The 26,806-nt window shown below is 66.9% G+C and carries 19 protein-coding genes and 8 pseudogenes; 6 read left to right on the forward strand and 21 right to left on the reverse strand.

Annotation, left to right across the window (positions count from 1 at the left end; all coding sequences use genetic code 11):
- Positions 1–16: 16 nt before the first annotated feature.
- Together FQ389_RS04935 and FQ389_RS04940 are read left to right on the forward strand one after the other, a co-directional pair.
- Positions 17–199: a hypothetical protein gene (locus FQ389_RS04935; protein WP_260860501.1), complete on the forward strand. Its 183-nt coding sequence runs from the start codon at positions 17–19 to the stop codon at positions 197–199.
- A 61-nt stretch (positions 200–260) separates the two neighbouring features.
- Positions 261–1,772 carry a glycosyltransferase family 39 protein gene (locus tag FQ389_RS04940; protein WP_260860502.1) on the forward strand — a complete coding sequence of 504 codons (1,512 nt, stop codon included), beginning with the start codon at positions 261–263 and terminating at the stop codon, positions 1,770–1,772.
- On the opposite strand, the gene FQ389_RS04945 is transcribed toward FQ389_RS04940, so the two are convergent.
- The 7 genes and pseudogenes from FQ389_RS04945 to FQ389_RS04975 all read right to left on the reverse strand — a co-directional run.
- Positions 1,773–2,609: a glycoside hydrolase family 16 protein gene (locus FQ389_RS04945; RefSeq protein ID WP_144206230.1), complete on the reverse strand. Its 837-nt coding sequence runs from the start codon at positions 2,607–2,609 to the stop codon at positions 1,773–1,775. It abuts the gene before it with no gap.
- Between the two features lie 127 nt (positions 2,610–2,736).
- Positions 2,737–3,566, reverse strand: a pseudogene (locus FQ389_RS04950) (glycoside hydrolase family 16 protein); the annotation flags it as partial.
- Positions 3,567–3,852: 286 nt separating this feature from the next.
- A pseudogene (locus tag FQ389_RS04955) lies at positions 3,853–3,963 on the reverse strand (NADP-dependent oxidoreductase); the annotation flags it as partial.
- A gap of 600 nt (positions 3,964–4,563) precedes the next feature.
- A complete protein-coding gene (locus FQ389_RS04960) occupies positions 4,564–4,989 on the reverse strand; it encodes a hypothetical protein (protein ID WP_144206231.1) in 426 nt (141 codons plus the stop codon).
- 693 nt (positions 4,990–5,682) lie between these two features.
- Positions 5,683–6,069, reverse strand: coding sequence for a hypothetical protein (locus FQ389_RS04965; protein ID WP_144206232.1), 387 nt, complete (start codon positions 6,067–6,069; stop codon positions 5,683–5,685).
- Positions 6,070–6,153: 84 nt separating this feature from the next.
- Complete coding sequence (locus FQ389_RS04970) at positions 6,154–8,094, reverse strand: Hsp70 family protein (RefSeq protein ID WP_144206233.1); 1,941 nt, start codon at positions 8,092–8,094, stop codon at positions 6,154–6,156.
- A 157-nt stretch (positions 8,095–8,251) separates the two neighbouring features.
- A pseudogene (locus FQ389_RS04975) lies at positions 8,252–9,383 on the reverse strand (hypothetical protein); the annotation flags it as partial.
- A 65-nt stretch (positions 9,384–9,448) separates the two neighbouring features.
- Between FQ389_RS04975 and FQ389_RS04980 the strand changes: the two are divergent.
- Positions 9,449–10,061, forward strand: a pseudogene (locus FQ389_RS04980) (TetR/AcrR family transcriptional regulator).
- A 56-nt stretch (positions 10,062–10,117) separates the two neighbouring features.
- A pseudogene (locus FQ389_RS04985) lies at positions 10,118–10,273 on the forward strand (nuclear transport factor 2 family protein); the annotation flags it as partial.
- A gap of 6 nt (positions 10,274–10,279) precedes the next feature.
- On the opposite strand, the gene FQ389_RS04990 reads toward FQ389_RS04985, so the two are convergent.
- Both FQ389_RS04990 and FQ389_RS04995 read right to left on the reverse strand, forming a co-directional pair.
- Complete coding sequence (locus tag FQ389_RS04990; protein ID WP_144206234.1) at positions 10,280–10,957, reverse strand: L,D-transpeptidase family protein; 678 nt, start codon at positions 10,955–10,957, stop codon at positions 10,280–10,282.
- A 74-nt stretch (positions 10,958–11,031) separates the two neighbouring features.
- The gene (locus FQ389_RS04995; protein ID WP_260860503.1) at positions 11,032–11,559 is read right to left on the reverse strand and encodes a phosphatase PAP2 family protein; all 528 of its coding nucleotides are present in this window, start codon (positions 11,557–11,559) and stop codon (positions 11,032–11,034) included.
- A 207-nt stretch (positions 11,560–11,766) separates the two neighbouring features.
- On the opposite strand from FQ389_RS04995, the pseudogene FQ389_RS05000 reads away from it, so the two are divergent.
- Both FQ389_RS05000 and FQ389_RS05005 read left to right on the forward strand, forming a co-directional pair.
- Positions 11,767–12,120 (forward strand): annotated as a pseudogene (locus FQ389_RS05000) (hypothetical protein); the annotation flags it as partial.
- A pseudogene (locus tag FQ389_RS05005) lies at positions 12,116–12,785 on the forward strand (alpha/beta hydrolase family protein); the annotation flags it as partial. The pseudogenes FQ389_RS05000 and FQ389_RS05005, both read left to right, overlap by 5 nt.
- On the opposite strand, the gene eccE reads toward FQ389_RS05005, so the two are convergent.
- From eccE to eccA, 12 genes and pseudogenes are all read right to left on the reverse strand, one after another.
- Positions 12,762–13,784 (reverse strand): type VII secretion protein EccE, encoded by a 1,023-nt coding sequence (gene eccE, locus FQ389_RS05010; RefSeq protein ID WP_313901955.1) that lies wholly within the window; start codon positions 13,782–13,784, stop codon positions 12,762–12,764. The pseudogene FQ389_RS05005 and the gene eccE sit on opposite strands and share 24 nt — an antisense overlap.
- Positions 13,781–15,190, reverse strand: coding sequence for a type VII secretion-associated serine protease mycosin (mycP, locus tag FQ389_RS05015; RefSeq protein ID WP_144206236.1), 1,410 nt, complete (start codon positions 15,188–15,190; stop codon positions 13,781–13,783). Before mycP ends, eccE begins: the two co-directional genes overlap by 4 nt.
- Positions 15,187–16,602, reverse strand: a complete 1,416-nt coding sequence (eccD, locus tag FQ389_RS05020) for a type VII secretion integral membrane protein EccD (RefSeq protein WP_144206263.1) — start codon at positions 16,600–16,602, stop codon at positions 15,187–15,189. Before eccD ends, mycP begins: the two co-directional genes overlap by 4 nt.
- A gap of 111 nt (positions 16,603–16,713) precedes the next feature.
- The gene (locus tag FQ389_RS05025; protein ID WP_144206237.1) at positions 16,714–17,556 is read right to left on the reverse strand and encodes an ESX secretion-associated protein EspG; all 843 of its coding nucleotides are present in this window, start codon (positions 17,554–17,556) and stop codon (positions 16,714–16,716) included.
- A 10-nt stretch (positions 17,557–17,566) separates the two neighbouring features.
- Positions 17,567–17,857, reverse strand: coding sequence for a WXG100 family type VII secretion target (locus FQ389_RS05030; RefSeq protein ID WP_144206238.1), 291 nt, complete (start codon positions 17,855–17,857; stop codon positions 17,567–17,569).
- A gap of 30 nt (positions 17,858–17,887) precedes the next feature.
- Positions 17,888–18,181 carry a type VII secretion system protein EsxG gene (gene esxG / locus FQ389_RS05035; protein WP_044509502.1) on the reverse strand — a complete coding sequence of 98 codons (294 nt, stop codon included), beginning with the start codon at positions 18,179–18,181 and terminating at the stop codon, positions 17,888–17,890.
- Complete coding sequence (locus FQ389_RS22090; protein ID WP_407662763.1) at positions 18,178–18,531, reverse strand: PPW family C-terminal domain-containing PPE protein; 354 nt, start codon at positions 18,529–18,531, stop codon at positions 18,178–18,180. Before FQ389_RS22090 ends, esxG begins: the two co-directional genes overlap by 4 nt.
- A 294-nt stretch (positions 18,532–18,825) precedes the next feature.
- Positions 18,826–19,011 (reverse strand): annotated as a pseudogene (locus tag FQ389_RS22095) (PPE domain-containing protein); the annotation flags it as partial.
- Between the two features lie 2 nt (positions 19,012–19,013).
- A complete protein-coding gene (locus tag FQ389_RS05045) occupies positions 19,014–19,322 on the reverse strand; it encodes a PE family protein (protein WP_144206239.1) in 309 nt (102 codons plus the stop codon).
- Positions 19,319–23,290, reverse strand: a complete 3,972-nt coding sequence (gene eccCa / locus FQ389_RS05050) for a type VII secretion protein EccCa (protein WP_144206240.1) — start codon at positions 23,288–23,290, stop codon at positions 19,319–19,321. The genes FQ389_RS05045 and eccCa overlap by 4 nt, the downstream gene beginning before the upstream one ends.
- Entirely contained in the window at positions 23,287–24,909 is a 1,623-nt protein-coding gene (gene eccB / locus FQ389_RS05055; protein ID WP_144206241.1) for a type VII secretion protein EccB, read from the reverse strand. Before eccB ends, eccCa begins: the two co-directional genes overlap by 4 nt.
- Positions 24,906–26,759 (reverse strand): type VII secretion AAA-ATPase EccA, encoded by a 1,854-nt coding sequence (eccA, locus tag FQ389_RS05060; protein WP_144206242.1) that lies wholly within the window; start codon positions 26,757–26,759, stop codon positions 24,906–24,908. Before eccA ends, eccB begins: the two co-directional genes overlap by 4 nt.
- Between the last annotated feature and the right edge of the window lie 47 nt (positions 26,760–26,806).

Below are 26,806 nucleotides of genomic sequence, written 5' to 3' on the forward strand. Positions count from 1 at the left end.
GGCACTGGGTGGGCTGATGACCGTTGCGGTGGGCGTGGCCCACGCCGACGAGATCGAGGTCGAGGGCAACTATTCCAGCGAACGTCACTGTCTGGCGGACGCCCCGCACGTCGAGCTCACCCACAACGACAACCTGTACACCCAGTACTCCTGCCGCTTCGGCCCCGACGGTTTCTGGCACGTGTGGCTGAATAACTAGCGCTCTTCACCCGGCCGCGGCCGCCGACCGGGTCCGGGGCCGGTTCTGGCAACATAGCGGCGTGTTCAGTGAGTCGCGGCGTCGCATCCTGGACCCGCTGATCATCGCCGCGCTGGGCACCGCGATCAGCCTCATCGGCGCCGGGCGCCCTTCGTTCTGGTACGATGAGGCGGCCACCATTTCGGCCGCCTATAGCCGGTCCCTGGCTCAGCTGTGGCAGATGCTGGGCAACGTCGACGCCGTCCACGGGCTGTATTACCTGCTGATGCACGGCTGGTTCTGGATCGCCCCGCCCACCGAGTTCTGGTCCCGCTTACCGAGTGGTCTGGCAGTCGGCCTCGCGGCGGCCGGAGTGGTGGTGCTGTCCAACCAATTCTCTTCTCGCACTGTGGCAATGCCCTCCGGGTTCATCTGCGTAGTGTTGCCGCGCGCGACGTGGGCCGGCATTGAGGCACGCCCCTATGCCGTCTCGATGGCTGCCGCGGTGTGGCTGACCGTGCTGTTCGGCTATACCGTCCAGCGCAGCAGTATCGCGAGTTGGCTGTTTTACGGTGTCGCCCATGCGGTTTCGATTGTGCTGGATGTATATCTCGCGCTGCTGCCACCGGTGTATCTGGTGTTCGTCTGCCTATTCCTGCGCCGCCGAACGATCGTGGTGCCCTTTGCTCTGACCTCGGTGCTGACCAGCTGCGCGGTGACGCCGTTTCTGGTGGTGGCCGCCGGGCAAGTGCACCAAATCAGCTGGGTCGCACCGATTGGACACCGAACGATCGAGGACGTGACGGTGCAGCAGTACTTCGAACGGTGTCCGCCGTTCGCGGTCTTGTCGGCGCTGGTGATCGCGGCGGCCGTCGTGGTGTGGCGCTGGACATCGGTGAAACTAGTTGCCGCGGAACGCCAGTTGCTGACCCTGGCGGGCCTGTGGCTGCTTGTCCCGACCGCGGTGATCGTGGCGTGGTCAGCGGTGGTGCACCCGATCTACACACCGCGGTACCTGAGCTTCACCGCGCCGGCACTGGCCCTGGTGCTGGGGGTGTGCATCGGTGCGCTGGCGGCCAGACCGTGGGTGACCGCGGCGATCGTCGCGCTGTTCGCCGTCGCTGCCGCACCGAATTACCTTCGGGTACAACGTAGCCCGTATGCCAAGTACGGAATGGACTACAGCCAGGTCGCCGACCTGATCAACGCCGAGGCGGCGCCGGGTGACTGTCTGCTGGTCAATGACACGGTCACATTCATGCCCGCACCGATGCGCCCGCTGTTGGCGGCGCGCCCTGACGCCTACCGCAAGCTGGTCGATCTCACCCTGTGGCAACAGGCCACCGACCGCAGGGATGTGTTCGACACCAACCTGATTCCCGAGGTCGTCGCCGCCCCGCTGAGCCACTGCCGTGTCGTCTGGATCATCACGCAGGCCGACGAGTCGATGCCGGCCCACGAGCAGGGCGTGGCGCTGCCGCCCGGTCCGCGTTACGGCGTGACTCCTGCCTTCGCGGTCCCGCACGATCTGGGCTTCCGCCTCGTCGAGCGCTGGCAGTTCAACCTGGTGGAGGTGTTCAAGGCCGACCGCTAGTCACCAGATGCGGATGTAGTCCACCAGCATGGCCGCCGGGAAGGTGCCCGCGGCCGGGTCGCCGGCACCGACGCCGCCGACGGCCAAGGTGAACATGGGCGTCATCCAGTAGCCGGGAGCGTTGAACGGCCACCGGAAGTCGTCGGGCGCGCCCCCGTGCACGTGAATCGGCTTGTTGGGCACCTTGAAGTATTCGGTGCCGTCTCGCGCGAACTCGAATCCCTCTTCGCCCCAATGCATTCGCCAGGTGTGCCAGTTGCCGTCCACCAGGCCGGGAATCGATTTGCCTTCCCAAGTCTTGCCGTTGGATGCGGCGTGCACCGTGGTACCGGGGGCCCAGTTGCCGTTGCCGTACCACTCGAAGATGTCGACCTCGCCGTCGGGCAACGGGTCCTCGTTGACGCCCCAGAACGACGGCCACAGGCCGGGGAACAAGCAGTCGAGCTTGATCTTGGCTTCCCAGGTCTGGTTGATCATGCTGCGGAAGTTGCCGCGCAGCTTGCCGCTGTAATAGGTGTTGGTCAGGAAATCGTGGGTGGCGCACAGGACGAGGTTGGAATGACCGTCCTGGAACACGTTTTGGCGGTCGTCCCGATAGATACCCTCGACTGGCGGGAAGACGTCGTCCTGCCAGGTCTGAATCGTCCACTTGGCCGGGTCGGGCGGAGAGCCGGCGGGGCCATCGAACTCGTCGGAGAAGATGTAGGGCCCGCTCGGGCCGGCCGAGGGCGGCGCCTTCGGTGCCGACGGGCGTGCCGCGGCCTGCGGGGACGGCATCGACGCGACCGCCGCCAGCACGCCGAGTCCCGTCGTCAACATCATGCTGCGACGATCCATATCCACCTACCACCAATCGCTAAAGCCGGGGTTTCCGGCTCGGCACGGTTCCCCCGCGGCCTTATCTCGCAAACGGTGTTATAAAATCATGCGCCGCGGACCGGCGCACGCTCCACCCAAGCCATCCGAACACCCGCACCCAGTCGACCAGCATTTCCGCCGGGTAGGACTCCGGTCGTCGGATCGCGCCCGCCCGAGCCGCCGACCGCGAAGTTCAGCATCAGGAACATCGTGTAGCCGACGTCGTTGAACGGCCACATGCGGATCGGGTCGTGCAGATCTTCGTCGTGCAGATCTTCGATGCCTGCCGCCGGCACACTGATGTGACGGTTCGGCGCCGTCGGCATAGTCCTTCCAGAAGTACATGCCGCCGGGGTTCCACGTCACCCGCCGGTGTGCCATTCGCCGTCGACCCTAATCGGGTGGGTCTCGAAGACCGTGCCGTCGGGATTGACGTGCACGGTGGTGCCCGAGGGTCACTCGCCGTTGCCGTACCATTCCAGCAGGTCGACTTCCCCGCTGCGGCCGGGGTCGTCGTTGGACAGCCACCAGGCCGGCCAGCAACCGCCGGTGAGGCAGTTGAGTTTGATGCGGGCTTCCCAAGTAGTGCCGATCGCCCCGCGCCAGATTCCGCTCACCAGACCGCCGAAATAGCTGCCGCCGTCCCGGGTCGCCCGCAGCACCAGATTCGAGTGACCGTCCACGAACACGTTTTGCCGACTGTCGCGGTACTGCCCGAAGAATTCGGGAAAACCCGGCCGGGTTCTTGATCGGCGTACGCTGCTTGGTCACAACCCATTTCGATGGATCCGGAGCCGAACCGGCCGGGCCGTCGAACTCGTCGTTGAACATGTACGTCCCGAATGACCGTCCCGGGGCGGCGCCCGCCGGCGCGGCGGGCCGTGCCGTGGTCAGGGCACCGAATCCCGCCAACAGCATCATCCGCCGGCGATCCATCTCGACCTTTCGGTTACGGGTTCCCGCAGCATAAAACAGTTGCTCGGGTTCGCTTTGCTGCTCGACAGTGAGTCGGGCAAGAATTCGCTGCTAGAGTCCGACGCGGAGCGCGGCGCGTCGATGTTTCCCACCCTGTCTCGGGTCCGCTGGCCCAGCTCAATCATCAACTTTGTTGACATTTCCGTTGTCAGTTGTATCAATTAGGTTGATTTTTTGATCGGAAAAGAACAATGTTCTGTGGTGGATTCCTAGGTAGCCCTGACGGTTTCGGGGGCACCGGCTTCGGGACCACCACCGTCTCGCCCTCCTTCGGCTTGCTGATGTCGGTCATGCCGAAGTAGGCGGTGGCACCCGTCGGGCCGTACACCGACATGATAGTCGGCTGGTCGTCCTCGCCCGAATGGGAGTGCTGCGCCCGGGTCCCAAAGCCGTGCAGGAACCGTTGATAGCCGGCCTCGTCGGCGTGGGCGCGAGCCAGCAGCGCCCGCAGCCGCAGCAGCGGGATCTGCAGCACGAAGCCGGGCTCGGTCGGCACGGCGGCGAGCCGGTCCACCGCCCGCTGAGCCGCCTCGAGGTCGCCCGGGCCGTCGCGGGCGAGCAGCGCCTCGACCAGGTCGGGTCGTCGCGGGTGCACGGAAGATCATGGTGCCGGCGTCGAACTGCGCGTTGAAAATTCGGTCCTCGAGGTCGACGGCGCCGTCGAGATCACCGGATCAGGCGTATTGGCAAGCGATTTCCATGTCGGTCATGTACCGGAGCGCGACGATCAGCTTCTCGTCGACGAGCATTTCCCGCGCCCTGGTCAAGAACTCGAAACCCGCGCCGGCGCACTCGTCGGAGCAATCGATCAGCGTGGTGGCCCGTTCACCAGCGCGTAGGCCAGCGCGGCGTTGTCACCGGAACGTTGTGCGATGTCCAGCGACTCGGCCGTCTGCGCCACGTCTTCTGCGGTGGGCAGCACCGCGCCGTTCTGAACCGCCGCCGCATACTTGTAGAGCTAGGCGAACGGGTGGGTGGTCGGGTCGAAAGAGCGGACCAGCGCGATGCCGTCTTCAAGGTCCCGGCGCCAGCCCGGACATCCCAAGAACATCTCCGCCGCGCCCTTCAGCGTGTTGGCCCAGGCCAGCGGTGACCCGATGACGAAGTCTCCCATGGTCGGATCGCCGTCGGCGACGTCGATGATCCGCTGCGCCAGCTGCAGGCACTCGGTCGCTTCGCCGAACTCCCACTTGGCTTGGGAGACAACGTAGAAAAGCCCGGTGATCATCGCCGGATCGCCGATTGATTCGACAAACGTGGCGAATTCCATTGCCATGCCCGCCGCCTCGCGGTGCTGGGAATTGAAGGTCAACGTGGTGATGTGACCGGCCATGCCGACGGCCAGGGGCCTCTTGTCGCCGGCCGCCGTGGTCAGCGCACGCAACTCGTGGAACCCGGTGTCGGCTGGTGTTCCGCCCCAGCGGACCTGAATATTCGGGTCTATAGACGACGGGCAGCGTTGCCCGCATCGCCGGTATCGCCGCGGCGAATTCGGCCAGCAGCGATTCGCTGACGGCGTCGATCCACTGGGTGTCCTCGATGACGTAGATCGTGGGTTCGGTGCGGTCCACCGAGATAGCCCTGATCAGGTCGACCAACCGCCGGCGCCGGGCATCCGGAGTGATGTCCGGGCAGGGCATGTCGGGGTCGCGGATGCCGAGCAGCACCCGATCCTCCGGGATCGCCGCGCGCTACCCGTGCCCCCGCCATCTCGAGCGTGAGCCCGCCGAGGCCGAAGACGGGCTGCAACAACCGGGAGATCACGTGGAAGGGGATCTCCCGGGTGTGGGATTCGCAGTAGGTGATGAACACCTCGAAACCCGCGCTGCGCGATGGCCAGCGCCTCCCGCACCAACCGGGTCTTTCCCACGCCCGGGCGGCCCGTCACCGCAAAAAGCACGGTCACTTGCTTGTATTCGGCGGGCTCGGCGTTCGGCGCCAATGGAGAACCGCAGGCATCACAAAACCGCGCACCCGGGCGCGGTTGAGCCGCACACCTGACACACCGACGATGCTGGTGTCACGCCTCGACCCTAGGCGTATTCCCTGCTAGAGGGAACGGACCCGGATCGGCGAATCACCCCGGCGCTGCCGCGTCATCGTCAAGCACGCTGACCGCGATGCCGTACGGCAGGAAACGCACCTTGCGCTTAGGATCGACGTTGTCCTTGTTGGCGCGCAACGCGTCAAGCTCGGTCGCAAAGACCTGTTCGACGCGGGCGTCACCCCCGGCGTCGACGGTGTAAATCGCCCAGACACCGTCACCGGCCTCGCCGGTCGTCTCCGGCGTCGGGCGGGCCCGCCGGGACAGGTCCTCGAAGAACGCCGCCCAACCCGTCCGGGCACCCGGGCCCGCGGCGAACCTGCCGACCCGCTCGAACACGTCGCGCAGCCCCTCGCTGCCCTCCCTGATCATCCAATCGAATTCCTCGGGATCAATTCCGAACGCACCGTATTCGCCCACGCGGCCTCCTTAGCATAGCGTTATGCCCAGTGTGCGCCTGCACGAGCTATACGCCAAGGACTTTGCTATGCGCCGAAACCGCCGCTAGTAACCGGGGCCCAGGAACGGGTTCTGCGAATACCCGCCACCGGGATAGCCGCCCCCGTATCCACCGCCCGGATATTGCTGGACCGGCGCCGGGTACTGCGGTGCCGGGTTCGCGGGCACCTGCGTGGCCGGCACCTGGATCGGGATCGGCACCGGCAGCAGCGGCACATGGATCCACTGCGTGGTCATGGGCACCGAGGTGGTGGTCGGCGTTGTCGTCGAGGGCGGTGGCGGCGGGGTGGTCGTCGTCGTGGTCGTCGTCAACGGTGGCGGCGGCGGTTGAGTCATCGTCTGCGCGGGCGGCGGCGAACGGTGCGTGGTGTACACCGGCGGCGGTTGGGTGGTCACGACGACCGGCGGCGGCTCCGGCGAGGGCGGCGGTTCCGGCGACGACGGTGGCGGTGGCGCCACCGAGCTGGGCACCGGGGCGGCCATCGGGGGTGGTGGCACGGCGGTCGGCGGCGGCGCGACGGGGCTGGGCACCAACGTGCTTACCGGTGGCAGCGGGACCGGAGCCACCGACGGCACCGGTGGCGCCTGTCGATTCCCGATTCCGGTCAGCGTGTACGCCACACCACCGATAGCCGTCATCGCGACCAGGGCGGACATCCCGACCATCAGCTGCGAGAACCGCAACCGGCGCCACGGCCGTTCCCGCGGCGGGTCGATCACGTTCAGGCGCATCGACCAACCGGCGGGATTGCTGTCCTCGTCGAAGGCCTCCGGGGTGTAGGGGACCCGGATATCGCCGGGGTATTCGGTTTGCGACCAGGCCAGCTCGCGATCGGTGAGGGCCTCCTCATCGATCACCAACAGGTCTCCGGCGGGCAATTCGATGATGTCGGCGCCCGACGACGCCGCGAGTAGCCCGATTGAGGTGCGGGTGCGGATGTCGACGTCTTCCCCGCGGGAGGCCAGCAGCAGGGCACCGGCCGCGGCGGCAAACGCCGGTTGCGACGGTGACACCACCGGACGACGACTATGCACCGAAAGACGTTCGTTGACAAGCGGAATACTGGCGCCACCGCCGACGGTGACCACCGTGCACAGGTCGCTCCAGCCCTTGCGGTGCCGGGACAACATGTCGTCGAAGGCGTAGATGAATCCGGTCAGCCGGTCCTGGATCAGGTCACCCAGCTCGTCGCGGGTGAACCTCATCGTGGCCCGGCGGCCGCCTAGCTCAACCGCGAATTCTGTTGCCGATTGCGACGATAACTGTTCCTTGGCGGTACGGCACTGCTCCCTGAGCCGGTCCAGCTGCCCGACAGCGGCGGTGTTGGCCGGATCGATGCCACTGACGTGCCCCAATTCCTCGAAGACACAGAGCATCAGCGCCTGGTCGATCACGTCGCCGGAGAAGTCGGTGTAGCGCATGGTGGCGCTGAGCTGCTTGAAATCGCCCGCGAGGTCGATCAGAGTCGCCGACGTGCCCGACCCGCCGAAATCTAGCAACCCCACGACCCCGTTTGCGGCAAGGCATAGCTCGGCGTTCGCCGCGGTCAACGCGGCGATCGCGTCGGAAACCAACCGCGGCGCCATGCCGCTTCGGACGAAGCCCAGATGAGTGCGCAGTCCGTTGCGTAATACCTGGGCGGTAACGGGTTTCCAGTACGCGGGAACGGCAATCGAGATCTCGGAGGACGCGACATCCGCACCCACCGCCAACACCATCGCGTCCAGCGCTTCGACCGTCAGCAGGTCCGGGTCGTGCGCGGAGCCGTCGGTGGACACCAGCACCACCGAATCGCCGATCCGCTCGACGAACCCGCTCATCAGTACGCCGGATTCTATGAGGTTGGAATCCTCCTCGGGCAGACCGATTTTCGGTGCACAGTGCGGATAAAGTGTCAGTACAGCACGACGCGAAACCGGTGGGTTTCCGTCACGCACAGCGACCAGGTTCGTGGTCCCGATCGACAACCCAAGTGGGTCGTACATAGAGCGAATACTTTCGTCTATAGGGGTCGGTGGCCAGCGTCAACGATAGTCTCGGACACGCGTAAAGCCGATGCTTCGCAATGCCATTGGTATCCGCTCGATGCGGTTGCGTCACCGAAGCGGTACCGAAAACCCCTTGACAAGAAACCTTGCGGCAGATCACGGTCAGCGGCAGCGAACGCCTCGGCTCGAACTGAAATGTCGCCCCGCCACTGACTCCCACCACCGAAACCTCAGGAAGTTTTACCGTGGCGACGTCGGTTTCGACCAGTTCGGCTGTCCAGTCGGCGGCCGTTCCGCTAACTCAGACTTTGATGTGCGGATCCACCGCGGTGGCGATCGCCTGTAGTGGCTGCACGGATTCAGGTTAAGCACAAGGAGATCCACGCACCGTCGCCGTGATTCGGCGACGGTGCACGTGCAGTCTGTTCCATTCCGTCTCTTCCACAACGTAGTCCGCCGGGTTCAACAACGGATGCAACTCCAGGACCCGCAGCGCTCCCTCGCTTCCGGCCGGGAGCGTGAGTGCGCGGTGAATACGTTCGGCGGCCAGGCCCGCGATGCCGGTCAGGCCACGGGTGCACACACCGAGCGCTTCTTCGTCGCTCGTGGCGCGCACCCGCACCGCAATCGCGAACGACAGGTACAGCAGGTGCATCTGCAGACACACCTCGTCGGCCATTCGCACCAATAGCCGAATGCGAGAAGGCTGCAAAATCGAAGTCGGACATCAACGGGCCCGAGTAATTGGCCTGCTCCTCGTTCACCGGGTCGATGGGTTCTAGGTCCCATGTCGCAGCACGGTTTGGCTGACGATGTCGAGGGCCGGGATGCTCTGCGCCTCGGGATAGGACTCGTCGATGATCACGGTCCAGGCTCAGTGCGGATGACGATCCGCCGGTGTGCGCGGCGGACGGTGGATGTGCCACATGCCGAACACGTATTTGTCTCCCATCGGTTTGACGTCCAGCAGCGCGCCGCAGTGGTCGAGGTGGAACTTGCCGTGCCAGCGGTCGTGCACCGTGTAGCGGAAGTCCATGAACTGCGGCAGGGCACCGATCTCGAGTGCAGGCCCTTGAAGATGGTGGGCACGTCGTTGCCCACGTAGTTCAGCGCCCTTTGCATGCGCCGGGTGTAGATCGGGCTGGAGCCCGCCCACTCTTCGATGGCGATCTGCACCATCTCCTCGCGGCCGAATGACGAGATGCACCAAGCCATCCCGGACCGGTCTATTAACTGCCCGATCAGCAGGAGTTCGGGGAGCAGACGGCGAGCTGACCGCGGGACAGTCGGGCTACTGCAAGGGGCTGCTCACGCTCATAACAATAGATTCAACTACGTTATAAAGCCAACAATATCTATTTCTGCAGGCCAGACCCGCTCGGTCGCCCCGATCCGGCGGATCAGCGCGCCGCGTAAACGCAGTGACGACACCCGGACGCGGATCATCGACGAGACGGTCCGCTGCATCCAGGATGAGGGTTTCTCAGCGGCGACGGCCAAGCACGTGGCCGAGCACGCCGGCGTCACCTGGGGTGTCATCCAGTACCACTTCTGCGATCGCAACGTCCTGCTGATGGCGGTCGTCGACGACGGGGTGAACAGGTTGATCGACAGCCTGTCGGCGGCGACGTGAGCGAGCTTCCGCCGCAGCGGCGCATCGAGGTCGTCATTGACATGGCGTGGAACTGCTACAGCAGCCCGACCTCGATGGCGGCGTTCGAAATTCTGCTCGCGACCCGCGGCGGCCTGGCGAGTCGTCCCGACGGCACCTGCTTGAGATGAACTCCGCGATCGCCCAACTCGGACGACTGATCACCGATGATGAGTCCAAATCAGGTGTGGCTGAAGTTATTTGGGCGACGTTGCGGGGTGTGGTGCTGGCCCAGATGGTCACCGGTACGGTAATCGATTGGAGCGTGGAACGACGAGCCCTGATCGACAGGGTCACCCGCGTGCTGCAGTGACGACCGCCGCCTGGCACGCCCGCCAACGCGACGCAACAGTGGGGTGCCGTTTGCCCGTGTGCTGCAATGACGGAATGACCTTCGACGATCTGGCCGACATCGAAGCCATCAAACAAGTCAAATACCGGTATCTGCGCGCACTGGACACCAAGCACTGGGACGACTTCGCCAACACCCTGGCCGAGGACATCAAGGCCGACTACGGACCGTCCAAACCGCTACTTGGTGATCGCGATGACCGCGCCCGGCCGCAGCCACTTCATGATAGACACCAGCTGAGCGTCGTCGACCGCGACACAACCCTCGGTGGGATGCCCATCGGTGGTGTGGAAGAAGAACGCGGCACCACCGCCCGGAACCTTGTTCTTGTTGACGCCCATCACGACCGCGTGCTTGTACTGCGGGATCTGCAAATTCTCGCTGTCGGCGGTGCTGAACGGGCACTGCGCCTTCTGGCAGACCTGCATCGAGTTGAACGTCGGGCTGTGGTCGTCGCCGCTCCACCAGTAGTTGGGTCCGACCACCTGGGTGTAGGGCAGCCCGGTACCGGGATTCGGCGTGGTGCCAAAGGCGGCGTCGAGACTGTATACGCCCATCGGTGTGGCCGGGACCCCGCTCTTGGCCTGCGGCGCCATGCCCGCCGACCCGACGTGGGTGGGGATACCGGTGCGCAATGCCTGCCAGCCGGCCGCGGTGCGCTGATAGATGTCCATGGTGGCGTTCGAGCCGCCGATGCCGACAACCGAAACCACCTGTGTGGCATTGCCAACCGCGTTCACAAACCAGGGAGTGCCGGCCGCAGCACCCACCGGCGCGGCGCCCGCGATCGGCGCCAGCGCGAGCGATACCAACCCGAAGCACGCCACAGTGCATAGCGAAACGAACAGTCGGCGCATACCGTCCATCGTCGGGTGACGTCCGGCGCGGGGTCAAGTAAAGCTTCAGCTCCCGTTTGATCACGGCGCTGTGATCAACGAAAAACCCGATATTCCAACGGTTTAGGACAGATCACCGCCAGGCACAGCATGACGTACAGATAGCCGAGGCACCAACCGGCCAGCACATCGGACGGGTAATGCACGTTCAGGGCGACCCGAGAGAAACCCACCAACACCAAATCCAGCACGCTCAGCGCGATCACAACCGCCGTCGTGGCCCGGCGCAGCGCCGGCAACACCACAGCCAGCAGTGCGAGCACCGCAGCCATCGTCTCCATCGCATGCCCCGACGGGAACGACGTCTGCGGCACGGCCACCAACATGGTCGACGGACGCGCCCGATCCGCCAAACTCTTGGCGGCCAACGTCATCAGCCCACTCAGCGGACCGCAGACCACCAGCAGCACCCCCGCCCGCACGTTGCGCCGCACGAACATCAACACAGCCACCCCGGCAGCCAGCACCCGCAGCAGGTCCGGTCCCAGCCAATAGGACACACCCGCCCAGATCGGCACCCACGCCGGGTGCTTGACCGCCACATCGTGCGAGGCGTTCAGCAACGACCAATCGAACCCATACAGCCAGCCCCAATGCAGACGAAAACCCGCCCACATCGCCGCGAAGACCGCCGCTGCTAGTACGGCGACAACTAGGGTCACACATTTCCGATGGGGCATGCCTCTAGCGATACCAGGGGGCGCGTCCGCCCTGCGCACGGGATGCGCACGGCTCCCGCAGCACTGCGTGGCCCGCGTCATACTGGCGTTATGGCCGTCTACGTCCGGCAGGTTGCTCGGGATCGGCAAACTGCCCGACGACCTGCATGCTCAGGTCGAGGCGAAGGGGCTGCTGTACCTCGCCGACTACGTCGCGGTGACCCGGCGCTTCAGCGAGGGTCATTCCCAAGGTGCGGTTACCGCACAGCGTCGCCTACTACACGGGTTCGCTGGCGTTGACCAGACAGGGGGATACTAGGGACGTTGTCAATGCTGCCCAAGCTGGCGGGCATGACCGTCGACGCCCGCTGGGACGGCGCCAGCGGCGCGGCGACCGCTGAGATCTCGTCGGCCGGCTTGGCGGTCCACGTCGACGTTTCGCGGGTCGACGAGAAGTTCAGTGGGGTCATCGTATCTTGCCAACTGCCGCCTCTTCTCGATGCCGTGGTACTACCGGGCGGGGTACGACGCGCTGTTGTACACGTTGCCCTTTCACGGCCAGCGCGCCGAGAAATGCTCGCCATTCAGTGGTTTCGGTTATTTCGCCGGGGACTGAGCGGATTCGCCGAATCGATGGCGCAGGCCGTGCACGACTTCCGGTCCGTCGTTGACTATCTGCGCCACACCGGTGTGGAACGCATTGCGCTGACCGGCATCTCGTTGGGCAGCTACACTTCAGCGCTGGTGGCCTCGGTGGAGGATCGGCTCGAGGTGGTGATCCCCAACTGTCCCGTCGTCACCCCGTCGACGATGTTCGACCAAGTGGTTCCCGGCCAACAAGCTGGTGCGCCTGGGGTTGCAGTTGTCAGGCATCAACCGCGCGGAGCTAGACGCCTGGCTGGCCTACCACTGCCCCGCTGAACTACCGGTTACTGGTTGGCAAGGACCGGCGGATGATCATCACCGGCCTCGCCGATCGGATGGCTCCGCCCGGGCAGGACGAAATGCTCTGGCACCACTGGGATCACTGTGCGCTGCACTGATTTCCCGGCAGCCACATCCTGCACGTCAGCCAGCTGGACTATCTGCGCCGGATGACCGCCTTCTTAAACGGCGTCATGCTGGACTAGTCGTACCGGATCAGGCCGCCCGGTGCGCGCCCGCCGAGGGGTGGGCCAGTCCAGACTCTCCAGCAGGCCGACGGGCGCGTCGGTGTGACCGTCCAGTCGTCGGGTGGACAACAGATCCAGCGCGGCCAGCGCGGGCCCCTGGTTTCCACGCTGGACGACCAGCCCGGGCACCGGCAGCGTCAGCCCGGGCGGGGTATCGGTGAGGAAGGCGCACGCCGCGGCGACGGTGAGCCGCTCGCGCGACGAGCGCGGGCGGGCGAGCTCCAGCGCGGTGCACGTCTCCCGAGCCGCGTGCGACCGGATGGCTTCAAACGTCCCGGGCAATCCGTCATCAACGGAAAGCTGGTATGCCGCAACGTAATCCGAATTACCCTGGTGTACCGCGCGCCACGTCTCGCGGGCTTTAGCGGTCAACCAGCGTGGCGCGTCGTCGGCGTGCACCACGTTGGCATCCCAGCCGATCTCGCGAAGGTGATCCGCGAGCCGCCGCGCTACAACCTCGGCGGTTTCGTGCAGCGGGATGCGCGACGCGCGTGCCTGCAACGCGGCCAGGTTCTCGGCGGCCGCGACGGTGATGGCAACCCAGGTCTCACGGCGTGACACGTCGGAAGCGTTGTTGCGGCTGGTGATACGGATCTTGTCCGCGCGGATTCCGTAGCGGTCCAGGTAGCCGGCGAGTAGCCCCAGTGGAAACACCGCATCGTCGGTGGTGCACGGGCCGATCCGCACCAACGCGGTTGTCTTTGCGTTAACCGCTGATTCGGCGGGCGGCACGTTGGTCGGGTTGGACCGACGGCCCATGATCGCCAGCCGGCGTCGCAGGATGGTGGTGAAATGCAGTCCGCGCCACCAGCCGAACAGCACAATCACCGTCACGGCGGCGATGCCGAGGAGCCAGTAGTCGCGATTCGAGTTCCACGGGTAAGTCAGCATTGCGGGCAGCACGGCCAGGGCCGCCAGGGTTATTCGGGCGCTGCCCGGGATCGGGATCGGGCTCACGGGATAGTCTCCTTCCGTCGGCGCGCGGTGATCGCGGATGCGGCGGCGACCACCGCGACGAGCACCGCCAGCGCGGCAGTCCCAGCGAACGCGACCGTCCGCGGAGTGGTGTCCTTGGGCGCCGGTGCCGGTGGCACGGCGACCGGCTTCGCCGGCGGCGCGGCCGGCCCGCCGCGAGCGGGTAGCTCCCAGGTCAACGCGGCCAGCGCATCGACACTGCCCGTACCGACGAGGTTCGACGGAGCGCGGGCACCGTTGTGCGCGGTCGCGGTGATCCGGCGGATCACGTCAGCCGCGGACATCGTCGGGTATTTACTGCGCACCAGCGCCGCGACTCCGGCCACATATCCGGCCGCGTAACTGGTGCCGCTGAGCGCATCCAACTGCTGGTGCTCGTTGGGTAGGCCGTTGGCGAGGTCGCCGCCGTCACGGTTACTCACCGACACGATCTTTTCGCCCGGCGCGGCGATGCCCACCCACGGCCCGGGCATGGTGAATCTCGACGGCTGGCCGTCGGCGGTCAGGGAGGCGGCCGACAGCACGTACGGCTGCCACCACGACGGGGTGGAGACCGACGTGACGCCGGCCCAATTCCGCGCATCGCCCGGATTGCTGAGGTCGATGAGCGGGTTTGCCTCACACGACATTCCACCGCCAAGCGAGCCGGCCGACCCGGTGTTGCCCGCGGCCGCCACGATCACCGCGTCCTTGTCCACCGCCGCGTAACGAATGGCCGCACCCAGCGCGGCCTGGTCGGTGGGCCGATCGGCGGGCACGCAGGTCGCCTCGGAGATGTCGATCACCCGGGCGCCGAGATCGGCGGCGTGCACGATCGCCCGGCCTAACGTCGCGACCTCCAGGGACACGCGCGCCACCATCGGATCGCCCCCCGGTGTACGCGGTGAGTACCTGCCCGACGCCGTGCGGATGGACAGCACCCGCGCCGCGGGTGCCACACCCGAGAAGCCGTCCTCGGCGGAGGGTTGACCGGCTACGATCCCGGCGACCAGCGTCCCGCGCCCGTCGCAGTCGGTCAGGCCGTCGGTCGTCTCCACGAAATCGCCGCCGGGTTCGACGTTGGGTAGCCGCGGCCCCGGCCGCACACCGCTGTCCAGCACCGCCACCAGCTGACCCTCACCGCGGGAAAACTGCCATGCTGCAGGAAGATTGAGCGCCGCTTGACTGGGTGTCACCGCGGTGCGGTCGCTGCCGGGGATGGCACCGGAGGCACTGCAGGGTCCACGCTGCTCCATCGGCTGCAGCGGCCCGGGGGCCCCGCTGGGCGGCTGCGCACCCGGGTCGACCACCGGCTGGGTGATCGCCGACGCCGACGGGCACGCCCACGGCACGACGACCGGGACGAACACTAAAGCCGCTGTGAAGCAAGCGGATCCGGCACGAATCATCGATTGAGCACCCAGGCGAAAAGACCGACCAGGTAGGCGATGACCGGGATCAGCGACGCATCCAGGCCGGACGAGACGAAGCCCAACAACCGGCGCAGCGGCAACGAATAGGTGTCCGGCGACGCGATACTCGGGTTCAGCGCCACCACGGCCCAGGCCAGCACCAGCACGACCAGCACCGTTGCCGCCACGAGTGCGCCCAGGTACCGTCTGGTCGAGGCGTAGCACACCAGCAGCACACCGGCGACCAGGAACGGCTGAGCCAGCAGCCACGCCTTGCACGCGGCTGAATCCCATACTCGGGCACGCAGCACCGAGGTGGCCGCGGTGGCCGCCAACACATACCAGCCCCACCCGCTCAACGATTCAGGGTGCAGCGCGATCGCGATCGATCCGAGGACGCTGAGCAGCACGGCACCGGCGATGAAACCGTTCTGATGGGCATCACCGACGCGGACCCGCCGGGGCAAATCCTCGAGCAGCCGCAGTCCCGGCGCCGCGGGGGTAGGGTCGCCCGGGGCCGGGATGACCGGCAGCGGGAAACGGGCCCACAGCGCGGACAGCTGCGCCGCCTGAATGGTCACCAGCAGCACGACCACGATCAAGCCCGCGCCGATCTTCAGCAGCGATAGTTGCCAAAGCAATTCGGCGCCGGCCGCCAGCAACACCCCGGCACCCACGACGGTGGCCGCGGTGAAGAAACCGACAACCCGCTCACGCTCGGAGCTCGGCACCATCAACACGATCAGCGCCCACGCGGTGACACCGGCCGCGGCGAGCACCAGCTGTGCCGGCCCGAATTTTCCGGGCACTGCCAAGGCCAGGGCGGCGCCGATGGGAGCCAGCGCAGCTATAGACAGCGCCATCCCGGTGCGTTCGGAACGCAGCGTGGCGAACAAGCCGGTGATCGCCGCCACCGCCGCGATCACGCTGACCGCAACCAGCCCGGTCAGCGCCCCGGTCGCCACCCGATAGGTGACACCCAGGCCGGTCGCCAGCAAAGCCACCACGATCGCCGCGGCCAGCGCGCCGCGACGGATGTGCTCGATCCCCCACGGCCTGAGCCGGGACGTCGAGAAGATCATCGCGGCGTCGGCGATGTCCTCGACGATGCCCGGAGCCGCCGGACCAGCCGGAACCGGCTGTAGCGCAAGCAGATCCCCATCGACGACGCCGACGGTGTCGAGGCTGGCGTCCAGGCTGAACGGTGCTCCCCCGATAGGCGCCAGGCTCAGCTGGGTTACCGTGCCGTCGCGCGTTGCGCCCTCGAGGTCGCCGCCGTCGCCGTTCTGGGCTGTCGGGACCACCAATCGCTGCACCGCGGGCAGGATTTCGCGCAGCGGTAGCTCAGCGGGCAGGGCAACTTCGGTCAGCCTGCTGTGCGCGAGGATGGCCACGCGCACGATCGGCATGACGGCGGTCACGGGACCCTCGAATCAGCCTGGAACATCGTGTTTCTCTCTATCTGGTTGTGGCTAGGCGTATTGGGTGGACAAGTCCCGGGACAGCCGCTGGTTTGGGAATCAGGGGCCGCCGGGCAGGCAAGCGGTCAGGTGCTCGATCGCGACGGCGATCGCGAACAGTGTGCCGGGGGCGAAGGTCGAGACCCATTCGCCGTCAAACGCGCGGTACGGGCTGACCAGAATCCGGCCTGCAGCAGTGTCGACGAGGCTCATTCCGACCTCGGTGGTGGTGTATTGGCCATCGCGATTGCAGCCGGCGACGACTTCGACATAGGCGCGCGGCCCGGTGAACACGGATTCCACCACCGCCCGCGCTGATTCGGGAATGCCCAGGTAATCAAGGACTTCCGTCAGCGCGGCGCCGGAGCGCAGCCGTTCGTCGGCGTGGGCGCCGACCCGTGCCGGCAGGCTGAACTCCGCAAACCGGGCCGGCGCCCGCTGCGCCAGCCCGGCGCCGAGCACCGGGACCAGCGCGCGGGCGTCGTCGATATTCATTGCGGTGAAGGTGACCAGTTGCGCGTTGCGCAGCGCAACGACGGTCTTCGAAAAAATTTGGCAAGACTTGCCGTTGGCACCGACGCGCCGGGCGACAATGCCGCGCAGCAGGTCACCGGAACCGCTCGCCGCGCCGGAGCCCACGTAGCGCAGATCGAGCCATTGGTCGGGAAAACAGACCACCCTGATCCAGTCGGCAACCACCGGGTGCACGCCACCATCCGGCGACATCAGACCCATTCCGGCCAGCTCGTCCTTCTGCTTGCGGAAGAACGCGTCACGTTCCGCGGCGTCGCGGTACGGCGTCGTGATCGCCAAAACCCAGGGGAAGCTGCCCGCCCCAATGGTTTCCGCGATGAACCACGCGTTGTCGACCGTCAGCTCGACGGCGTTGGGCTCCACACTCATCGAGGAAGGATTAACCGCCCCACTTAGCGGCCTCGGCCGTGTCACGGGCATACATGGCCAGCGTGTTGCTCTCGTGGGTGCTGGCCATCGTCTGGTAGGATTGTACTAACGCTTCCATGGCCTGGTTCCACTGTGCCTGCCAAACCTGGTAGGTCATACCGGTGTCGCCCTGCCAGGCGTTCTGCAGTGCGGCCTGCTCGGTGGCGATGTCGGCGCCTAGCCCCTGCATGGTGCCGGCAAAGCCGGACATGTCGGCGGCGTGGCCCAGCATCGCCGGGTAGTTGTACATGATTTGCGACATCACAAGTCCTTTCGCGGTTGCGAATTTGGGTCAGAAAGACGTGTAGCCGGACGCGGCGGCGGCGTCGGCGGCCACATAGGTGCCCGCGGCGTCGCCGAGGTTGGCCTGCGCGATGTCCAGCAGGGTGTTGACCCGCGCCGCCATCTCCACGAACCGGGCGTGCGCGGCCTGGAACGCCGCGGAGGACTCACCCTGGTGGAAGGCCTGGGCGGCCATCGCTTCCTGCTCGGCCGCGCTGATGGTGCTGCGCATCAACGCTGCCTTGGCGCTGAACGCCGACTGCGAGGCCACCAACTGCGGGATGTGTGCATCCAGAAGACTCATGACACTTCCTTTCTCTTGTGCTGCATACGATTTCGGCGATCGATCTGGTTAACTTTCGGGGCCCCTCTCTTCGCTTGGTCGAGATCCGCTGCGCCATCGCCGTTGTGATCCCAGGTGCCAGGGACCATCGGCATCCGCGGGCCGCTGCCGAAGTCGTCGTCGGCCAGTTTGGTCAGACCCGACGCCCGCAGATCCCGTTCCCGGCGCGCGGTGCCAGCGATGCCCAGGCGTCCAGCAGCGCTGCCGGAGACCATCGCGACGGCCAGCTCCCGCTCTTCGTCGGCCCCACCACCCCAGTCGGGATTGACGTCGACGTTCATGTCCGCAAACTCATCGGCGTGGTCACGCATCGCGGCCCGTCGCCGTGGGCGCGCCGCGGCCGCCCGGCCCGACACCACCGCGGTGGTGCCTTGGCCCCGCCACGGCCGGTCATGGTCGGGCCGAAACTGGTTTCGGGGTCGGCGCCCATGGCCACCGCGTAGCCGAATGCTCCAGCCACTGGCGCGGGTGCCGGAGCTGCGGGCGCGCTGGCTGCCGGGAATGGTGCCGAGGCCGGCGCCGCCGGAGCCGCCGCGGTCGAGGCCATGGCCACCACGGTAGGCATCGACGTTCCCTCGGCGACCGGAGCCGGCACCACCGGCACATCCGCCGGTAGCGCCCGCCTGAACCTGCCCGAGCAGCCCGCTGAGTTCGGCTGCCGCATTGGCGTATTTGGCGCTCAGCGCGTTCCACGCGCCGGCGGCCGCCAACAGCTGCCCCGGCCCCGGACCCACCGACAGCAGCGCCGAATGCACATCCGGTGGAGATGCCATCCAGACAGGTGCGGTCATGCTCAGGCGCCCGCCGCTCCGTAGGTGGCGGCCGCCGCGGCGTCTCCCGCCAGATAACTTGCCCCGCCTTCGCCCACGCCGACACCGGCGCGGCCCAGTTCCGCCACGCCCTCGGCGGCCACCACCGAGTGCATCTGGCCCTGGGCGCTGAACCCAGCGGCCGTTGTCAACGACACCGGGTCAGCCGCCGGCGGCACCACCGCGGTGATCGCCGGCGCGGCGGCCGCGTGCGCGCTCGCCAAGCGTGCGGTCAGCGCCTCGACTGCCGCGCTCGTCGCCGCCAGGCCTTCGGGAACTACTCGCAACGTCATAACCTCTCCTTCTGCGGTCCTGTTGTTGCCCGTTCACTCACCAATGGGTTGACCAACTGCACATATGTTGGACTTTCGCTGTCTCCCAACAGAATTCCCCGCCCGGCGGGCAGTCGGCCGAACCGTTGCCCCCGGATCTTGCCGCTGTCCTGTGGATTGCCGGCCAGCATCAGCGTGGTGGCCTGCAGGTCGTTGAAACGCCGGAGCAACGGACTAGTCATCAGCGCGTGACCCGATCCGGTGGCCCGCGCCGTGACTATCACCCGCAGACCCAGGTCGGCGGCCTGGCTGAGCTCCGGGATGAGGCTGCTCCACGGCCGCTGCCCGACGTATGGACCACTCATCGCCGGCGTATCCGGAATCTGGTCGACGTCGTCGATGATCAGGTAGTGGGTGTGGCCCTCGAAGCTCCACCGGGCCAACTCCGCCGCCGACAACCCGGCCGGCGGGCGCCGCGCGGCGATGATGTTGGACAAGCCCAGCACTGCGGGAATCACCCGGTCGATGTTGGCGGTGTACTCGTTGTCCGGGAACAGCGGCTCCTCGACCAGATGCAGCCTGCGGTCCAGCACCGTGAAGGCCACCTGGTCCGCGGCGGAGTTCTCACGAACGGTGCGAATGATGTGACGCAGCAACGTGGTTTTGCCGGCCTTGGCGTCACCGAGGACCATCAGCAGCGGGTTCTCGGCGAAGTCGAGCACGACCGGCGCCAGGTCTTCTTCACGTTGACCGATGACGATCTTCTCGGGCCCCCGATACAGCGGCGCGAGCACCTCGGGTGCCAGGTTGGTCGGCAGCAGCCGCACCGGCGGGGCGACCATATCTGGGTACCGGGCGTTGATCGCCGACACCTGCCCCAGTTCGGGTTCGGCGAACAGGAAGTGCTCGGCCGCCATGGTCAGACCGCGGCCCGGCTGGTCGGCTGGGACCGCCTCGGCGGGACGGCGCAGCGCCCCTACCACCCGTACATTGCTGTCCCGCGCGTCGTGCAGTTTGAGCTCGAGCCGCAGCCCGAGCCCGTCGCGCATCGCCAGCGGCACCTCCAGCCAGCTCGGGGTGGTGATGATGACGTGGATGCCATACGCAAGGCCGACGTTGACGAGCTCAGTCACCTTGGCCAGCAACGGGTTACGCGTGTTGAACTGGTCGGTGTTGTCCCGGGCGAACGCGTAGAGGTTGTCGATGACCAGGAACACCTCACCGAAACCATCGTCATGGGGGGCACCGTGCTTTTCCCGGAACGCCTCGTGGCGCCGCCGAGCGATCAGCAGCTGCTCCAGCTCACCGAAGGTGCGGCGGATGCGCTCCGGTTCCAGCGGTGACGCGACACTGCCCAGATGCGCCAGGTCCGCCAGGGAGCGCAACTGTCCACCGCCATAATCCAGGCAGTAGAAGGTGACGTCGCGCGGCGAGTGCAGGCTGGCGGCGGACAGGATAAACGTCTGCAGCGCAGACGATTTTCCTGACTTGGCGCCACCGTGGATGACCATGTTGCCCGACGCCGAGGTGGCGTCGAACAACAGCGGATCACGGCGCATCTCGAACGGCTTGTCGATCTCGCCGAGTGGCCAGCGCCATTGCCGATCCGGGACTCCGGCGTGCTCGAGCACCGTGGTCAGCGGGATCGGCTCGTCCAGCGGGGGCAGCCACAGCTGCGGTGCCCGCGGGCCGTACCGGGCCAGTTGCCCCCCGATAGTCGCGATCAGCTTGCGCGGCGTCCCGGTGAACTCTGCCTCGTCCGCACCGGTGATCACCGTGCCCTGATCGGGCTCCACCCGTCCCGCCGAGAACAGCTTGGGCTGCGGAGCCGAGTGCACCACAAGCGTTTTCGCGGTTTGCGGCGGCTCGTAGATGCCGTCGACGTAGGTGCTGCGGAACTTGATCGGCGCCGCACCGGGGGCGGGCACCAGAAAGCCCACGCCCTTGTGCTCCTTGCCCGCCTCAATGTGATAAGCGTCGTCCACGCCGATGATCTGGCGCGAAACGCTGGGACTGGCCACCTTCAACCCGATGCGGTAGGAGGTGTTCTTGTCGATGTCCTTGATCTTGCCGACGTCCAGCGTCTGGGAGGCGAACAGGATGTGGATGCGGAACGAGCGGCCTTTGCGCGCCACGTAATCGAACAGCTCCGCGTACTCCGGGTAGTCGGCCAGCATCAGCGTGAACTCGTCGGCGACCACGAACAGCGTCGGGATCGGCGGCAGATCGTGGCCGGCCTCGATGGCGTGCTCGTACTCGACCACCGAGTTGAACGCGCTGCCCTGCACCCGGCGCCCGGCCTCACGCAGCAGCGTCTCGCGCCGAGCCACCTCGCCGCGCAGCGTGTCGGCGAACCGGTCGGCCAGCGATTTCTTCTCGGCCATGTTCGAGATCACCGCGACGACCTGCGGAAAATCCCGGAAGCTGTCCGCCCCGGCCTCACCCTTGAAGTCGGCGTAGATGACGATCAACCGGTCGGCCGGATGGGTTGTCAACAGCGACAACAGGATCGACATTAGGGTCTGCGACTTGCCGGATCCGGTCATACCGATCATCAGGCCGTGCGGACCCATCCCGCCCTCGGCCTCGTCCTTGAGGTCAAAGTAAAGCGGCTCGCCGGTCACGGTGACGCCGATGGGCACCCGCAGTTCTTCGTCGCGCCGCCGCGGCGCCCACAGCGTCGCCACGTCGAGCTGCGACGCGTCCGGAATGCACAGCAGCGTGGTGAAGGTGGCGCCCCGGGTGGCGGCCGAGCGCAGCCCGGTGTGGGTGGGGCTGGAGTCCCAGCGCGACAGCTGGCGAGCCAGGTGGGCGGCTTGGTCGGCGGCCAGTGAATCGGCGTGGTCGACGTAGGGCTGCCAGCCGCCGGTCTGCCAGCGCTGGATGGCACCGCCATTGTCGGCGATGCGCAAAATCGGCTTTTCGGGATCCGAATACTGTTCCCGGTGCGGCGCGGTGGCGCCGCGGTGAATGACGGTCACACCGGCCCGCCCCACTGCGAGCGCCGAGGCGTTCACGTCGTAGTCGGGGTCGTCGACGATGATCAGCAGGTGGCGCAGCGCGCCGCCCGGCTGCCCGGTGAAGGCGGGCCGGTCGGCCAGCACGGGTCCGAGCAGCGCCGCCAGCTCGTCCGGGTCGGTGGCCAGAAAGCGGGCCGGCCCCACACCATCCACCTCGCCGGGAATGTCGATGTGCGGCAACCACTTCAGCCACGACCACTCGCGGCCCTCCAGGTCGCGGGTGGCCAGCGCCACGCCCAGCACGGTCGGGTCGTGCCAGGTGACCGCCTGCGCGACCCAGGCGCGTATCGCCGCGCGCACGTCGCCCGGCTCGCCGAGCACGGTGATCCGCGAGACCTTGGTTAGATCGATTCCGATCGGCACATCGCGGACCGTGCGCTGGGTGTCGAGCAGGCTGCGTAATGCGCTGTGCGACACCGGCTCCAGGTCGATCTCGTCGACGGTGTCCTGAACTCGGAACGCGGTGGCTAGCGGCACGTGATGCCGCCCGGCCCGCACTACCAGGAAGTCGGGGTCGTGCGGGTCACGTTCCCATTGCCGCCGGGATCCGGGCACCGTCGCCAGCGCCGCCGGTTCCGGATGGGACCACTGGGCGGCGGCCCGCTGCGCGGCGGCCTGGGTCCGGATGTTGTCCCGGACCACCGACAGGTAGCGCAGGTAGTCGGCGCGTTCGGCGTCGACCTCCTCGGTGCGCATCTTGTTGTCGTTGCCGCGATACAGCGCCGTTGCCGCCAACAGCAACACGAACGGGAAGAACAGCGTCTGCGGTGAAATCACCCGCATGCCGGTGGCGACCAGCGCGACGATCATCCCAACGATCAGGATCACCAGCACATAGGGCATCACCCGGCGCAGGAACGACGGCGGAATCACCCGCGGGAGCTCGGGCGGGGCCTCGATGGTGATGGTGCCCTGGCGGGTGGTGGGCGGCGCCAGCAGCCGTCGGGCTTCGAAGATCAGTCGACTCATCGGGGTTCTCCTTCGGCCGACACCGGACGACCGGGCCTGCTGTCGGGCGCCAACCCGTCGTGCGCAAGCAGCGCGTCGGCGCGGGATAGTGTCGGGCCCGCCGCGAACAGCGACAGTATCGACCAGGGAATAGGAACGGGAGGTGGGGTAAGACCAAGGGCCTCAACGGTTTTGCCGCGGCCGGTCGCTGGGTTTTCGGCCTCGTTGTCGATGCCGTAGCGCACGCCGGTGTCGGAGACCCAGAACGACGAGCCGGTGCCCGGAGCGGTCGCGCCGCCTCCGACGGTCTGCGCGAAGTAGCCGGTGCCCGGCGCCAGGGCAACACGCGTGGCGACGCCCTGGACGCCGCCACCGATCAAGTTCACGGTGCGCACCGAGTCGGGCACGGGCAGGGCGGATCCGGCCAGCAGGGTCAGCGAGCTGCTGGCGGCCCCGGCAGGCTTGCGCCAGTACGCACACGCGACGGGGTTTTTGGCCGCGTCGACGAGGGCGACCTGGTGGTCGGGGAAGCGGGTGGTGTCCAGCATGCGCGAGACCGGCAACTTGGCCACCTCGTCGGCGGCGAGCCGCGGCGGCTGGTCCAGACCGTAGGAGTTGGTGTTGCGTAACACCGCGGCAAGCACCGGCGAGATCGGTTGCAGCCCATCGGGTAACACCGCGTAGTGGCGCACCCCGCCCGGGTCTACGGCGTAGGAGGTCACCACGCCGCCGATCGGCGCCGGGATCGGATAGCCGGCCGGGGCGCCGGCGTTCGGGATGCCCGGCGCGGTCAGCGACGGCGATTCGGGGATCGCGTTGAACAGTCCGGCCGCGATGGGCCGCGGGGCCGGCACGTCAGAACCCAGCCCCAGCGCAGTGGTGATCGCCTGGTTGCCCAGGTCGATCCGGCTGCGCTTGCCCTCCCACAGCAGCCAGGTGCTGGGGCCGGCCTCGCCGGTGAACTCGACCAGCATCGCCTGGCCGGGCGCGATCGCGGCGGCACGAGCGCCCCTATTGTCGGGTGTCCCGGCGATCACCGTGACCCCGGTGCTGTGCACGGCGTGCGAGTCTTGGGCGGCTTCGCTCACCGCATCACACACCGTCCAGTTCGCGTCATGAGATGTGTTATGCACCATACGTTCCGGTGCTCCCGGTATGCCGATCAGATTTCCGCGCGGAAAACGGTCCAGCTCAGCGCTTTTCACGGTGACGGGATTGACCGGCTTACCGACGATCAGGCGGGCCGAGGTGAGGTTCAGCACCGGGTGCAGCTCGTCACCCACCCGGACGTACAGCGCGGCCGTCTCCCGATCGGCGAGCACCGCATTGCTGCCCGCCTGACCGTTGGGCTGGATCAGGGAGAACACGAAACAGCCCGCCAGCCCGGTGATCAGGATCAGCGCGCCCATCAATACCGCGCGCGACTGCGCGCGCAGCGGGTCGACCAGCATCCTGGTGTCGTGCAAGGCGATTCCCGACGCGATGCGGCGCACCACAAAGCGCCACCCGGTCACCTGGTGGCGCGTGACGAAGCCGCGCCGGTAGACCACCTTGTCGGGATTGTCGTTGGCGGGGGTGCGGGAGGAAAACGAACGCCGTGAGCCCGCCCAATCGCCGTCCGGCTCATTGTTGGCGCTCATGCCGGCACCGAGAGCCCTAGGCCGCGCAGCAGCGGCTCGACGGAATTACTGACATCTACGTCGGTGATCGTCATCAGCTCCTCGTCAGTGAACGCGCCGGTTCCGGCCTGCTCCGAATGAACCAGCCGGAACTCGCGCTCTTCCTCGGCACGCTCGACGATGTTGCGGACAAACCGCCCGTTACCCGCGATGTCGAGGCTGCGCCGCTCGATCCCATTGGCATCCGGCGTCGTCGAGTCCGCCAGCTTCCGGAACAGGACTTCCATGTGATCGAGGGTGGCCTGCTCGAAAATGCTGTCGCGCTGCTCAGCCATCTTGTGCGCGATCTCCACCAATTCATGGGAGGTGTAGGACGGGAAGGTGATGTTGCGGGTGAACCGCGACCGCAGACCCTCGTTCGTGTCCAGGAACTTGTCCATGTCGGCCCGATACCCGGCGATAATCACCACCAGCCGGTCGCGATCGTTTTCCATGCGGGCCAGCAGGGTGTCGATGGCCACCAGCCCGAAGTCGTTCTTGGCGCCGGTGGCGACCAGGGCGTAGGCCTCGTCGAGGAACAGGACTCCGTCCAGCGCGCTGTCGATAATCGCGTTGGTCTTGGCTTCGGTTTCACCGATGTGCTGACCGATGAGGTCGGCGCGGTGTACTTCGCGGATGTTCTCACGCTTCAAAAGCCCTAGGCCGCAATAGATTTTGGCGACCACACGCGCAATCGTGGTCTTACCGGTCCCGGGTGGACCGGCGAACACCAAGTGGTGCGCGCGCTGGGCGACCTGCAAACCACGCTGCTTGCGTACCAATTCCATGGCCACCGAACTCTTCAGCCGCGCCACCTGGTTCTTCACCTCGTCGAGGCCTATGAACCCGGTGAGCTGACGTTCGGCCTCGTGCAGCAGCGCGGCCTTGCGCTCGTGGGCGGCCGGGTCGACTAAATCGTCCACGCTGGGTTCGGTATCAGGATCCCACGGATCGGTGCGGGCCTCGATGCGGGCAGCATTGGTGGTCACAATGCTAAAGCTGGTGTCGGACAAGGCCTGTTCGACTTGTTGGTTCTCGGGATGCGCCGCGTACAAGTCCTTCAGGACCTCGCTCGCCGACTCCTCGTCGACGTGCGCCCGCAGCACGAGCGCCTTGGCCAGTGCGCCGTCGACGGCGGCCACCTGGACCGGGCCGTCGGGTTCTTCGAGATAGGACAGCGCCGGAGCGAACATGCCCAGCCGGGCCAGCGCGGTACCCAGGGTGACCTTGGCCGCATGGGCATAGGCTTCGCCGAGGTCGGAGTCGTTCACGATCGGTGTCAACAGCTTGACGACGTCGGACCACCGCTCGGCGCGATAGTTGGTGACCACCGAGATCCAGCGCGCCTCGCGCCAGCTCGGCCAGCGCGCGGTGAGGTGGGCGACGATCTCGTGCGCGTCGGCGAATCGTCCGGCCGTGGCCAAAGCGGCGGCGTACGCGAGCTGAAAATCGTCGGGGACCGCGGCACGGAATTGAAGGTAGAGACCGCTGTCGTAACGGAAGCCCAACGTGCCGGGCGCCAGATCGACCTGCCGCTGCAGCACGCCCGACGTCGCCGCCGTGCGCGCGATTGCCTCGAGCACCCGCGGCGATGCGTCCCCGGCGGCCGCGAGACCCGTCCACGCGTCGCATTGGTCATGGGCGATGCGGGTCAGGGCCGTGAACCCGGAGCGGGCGGCGGTCAGATCGGCCGGACGCCGGCGTTGGTAGACCGCGATGCCCAGGGCCCGGCAGCAGATAGCAAACCGGCTGACGACGTCGCCGTCGACTCTGGTGTCCGCCCGTGAAGTGCCGGGCTGAACGCCAACCACATCACTGTCAGCGCGTTCCACGGCCGCTGTTTTCCATGAAGATAGTCTCCCCTAACTTAATTGCTAAG

The organism is Mycobacterium tilburgii, from assembly GCF_902168065.1.
GTDB lineage: Bacteria > Actinomycetota > Actinomycetes > Mycobacteriales > Mycobacteriaceae > Mycobacterium > Mycobacterium tilburgii.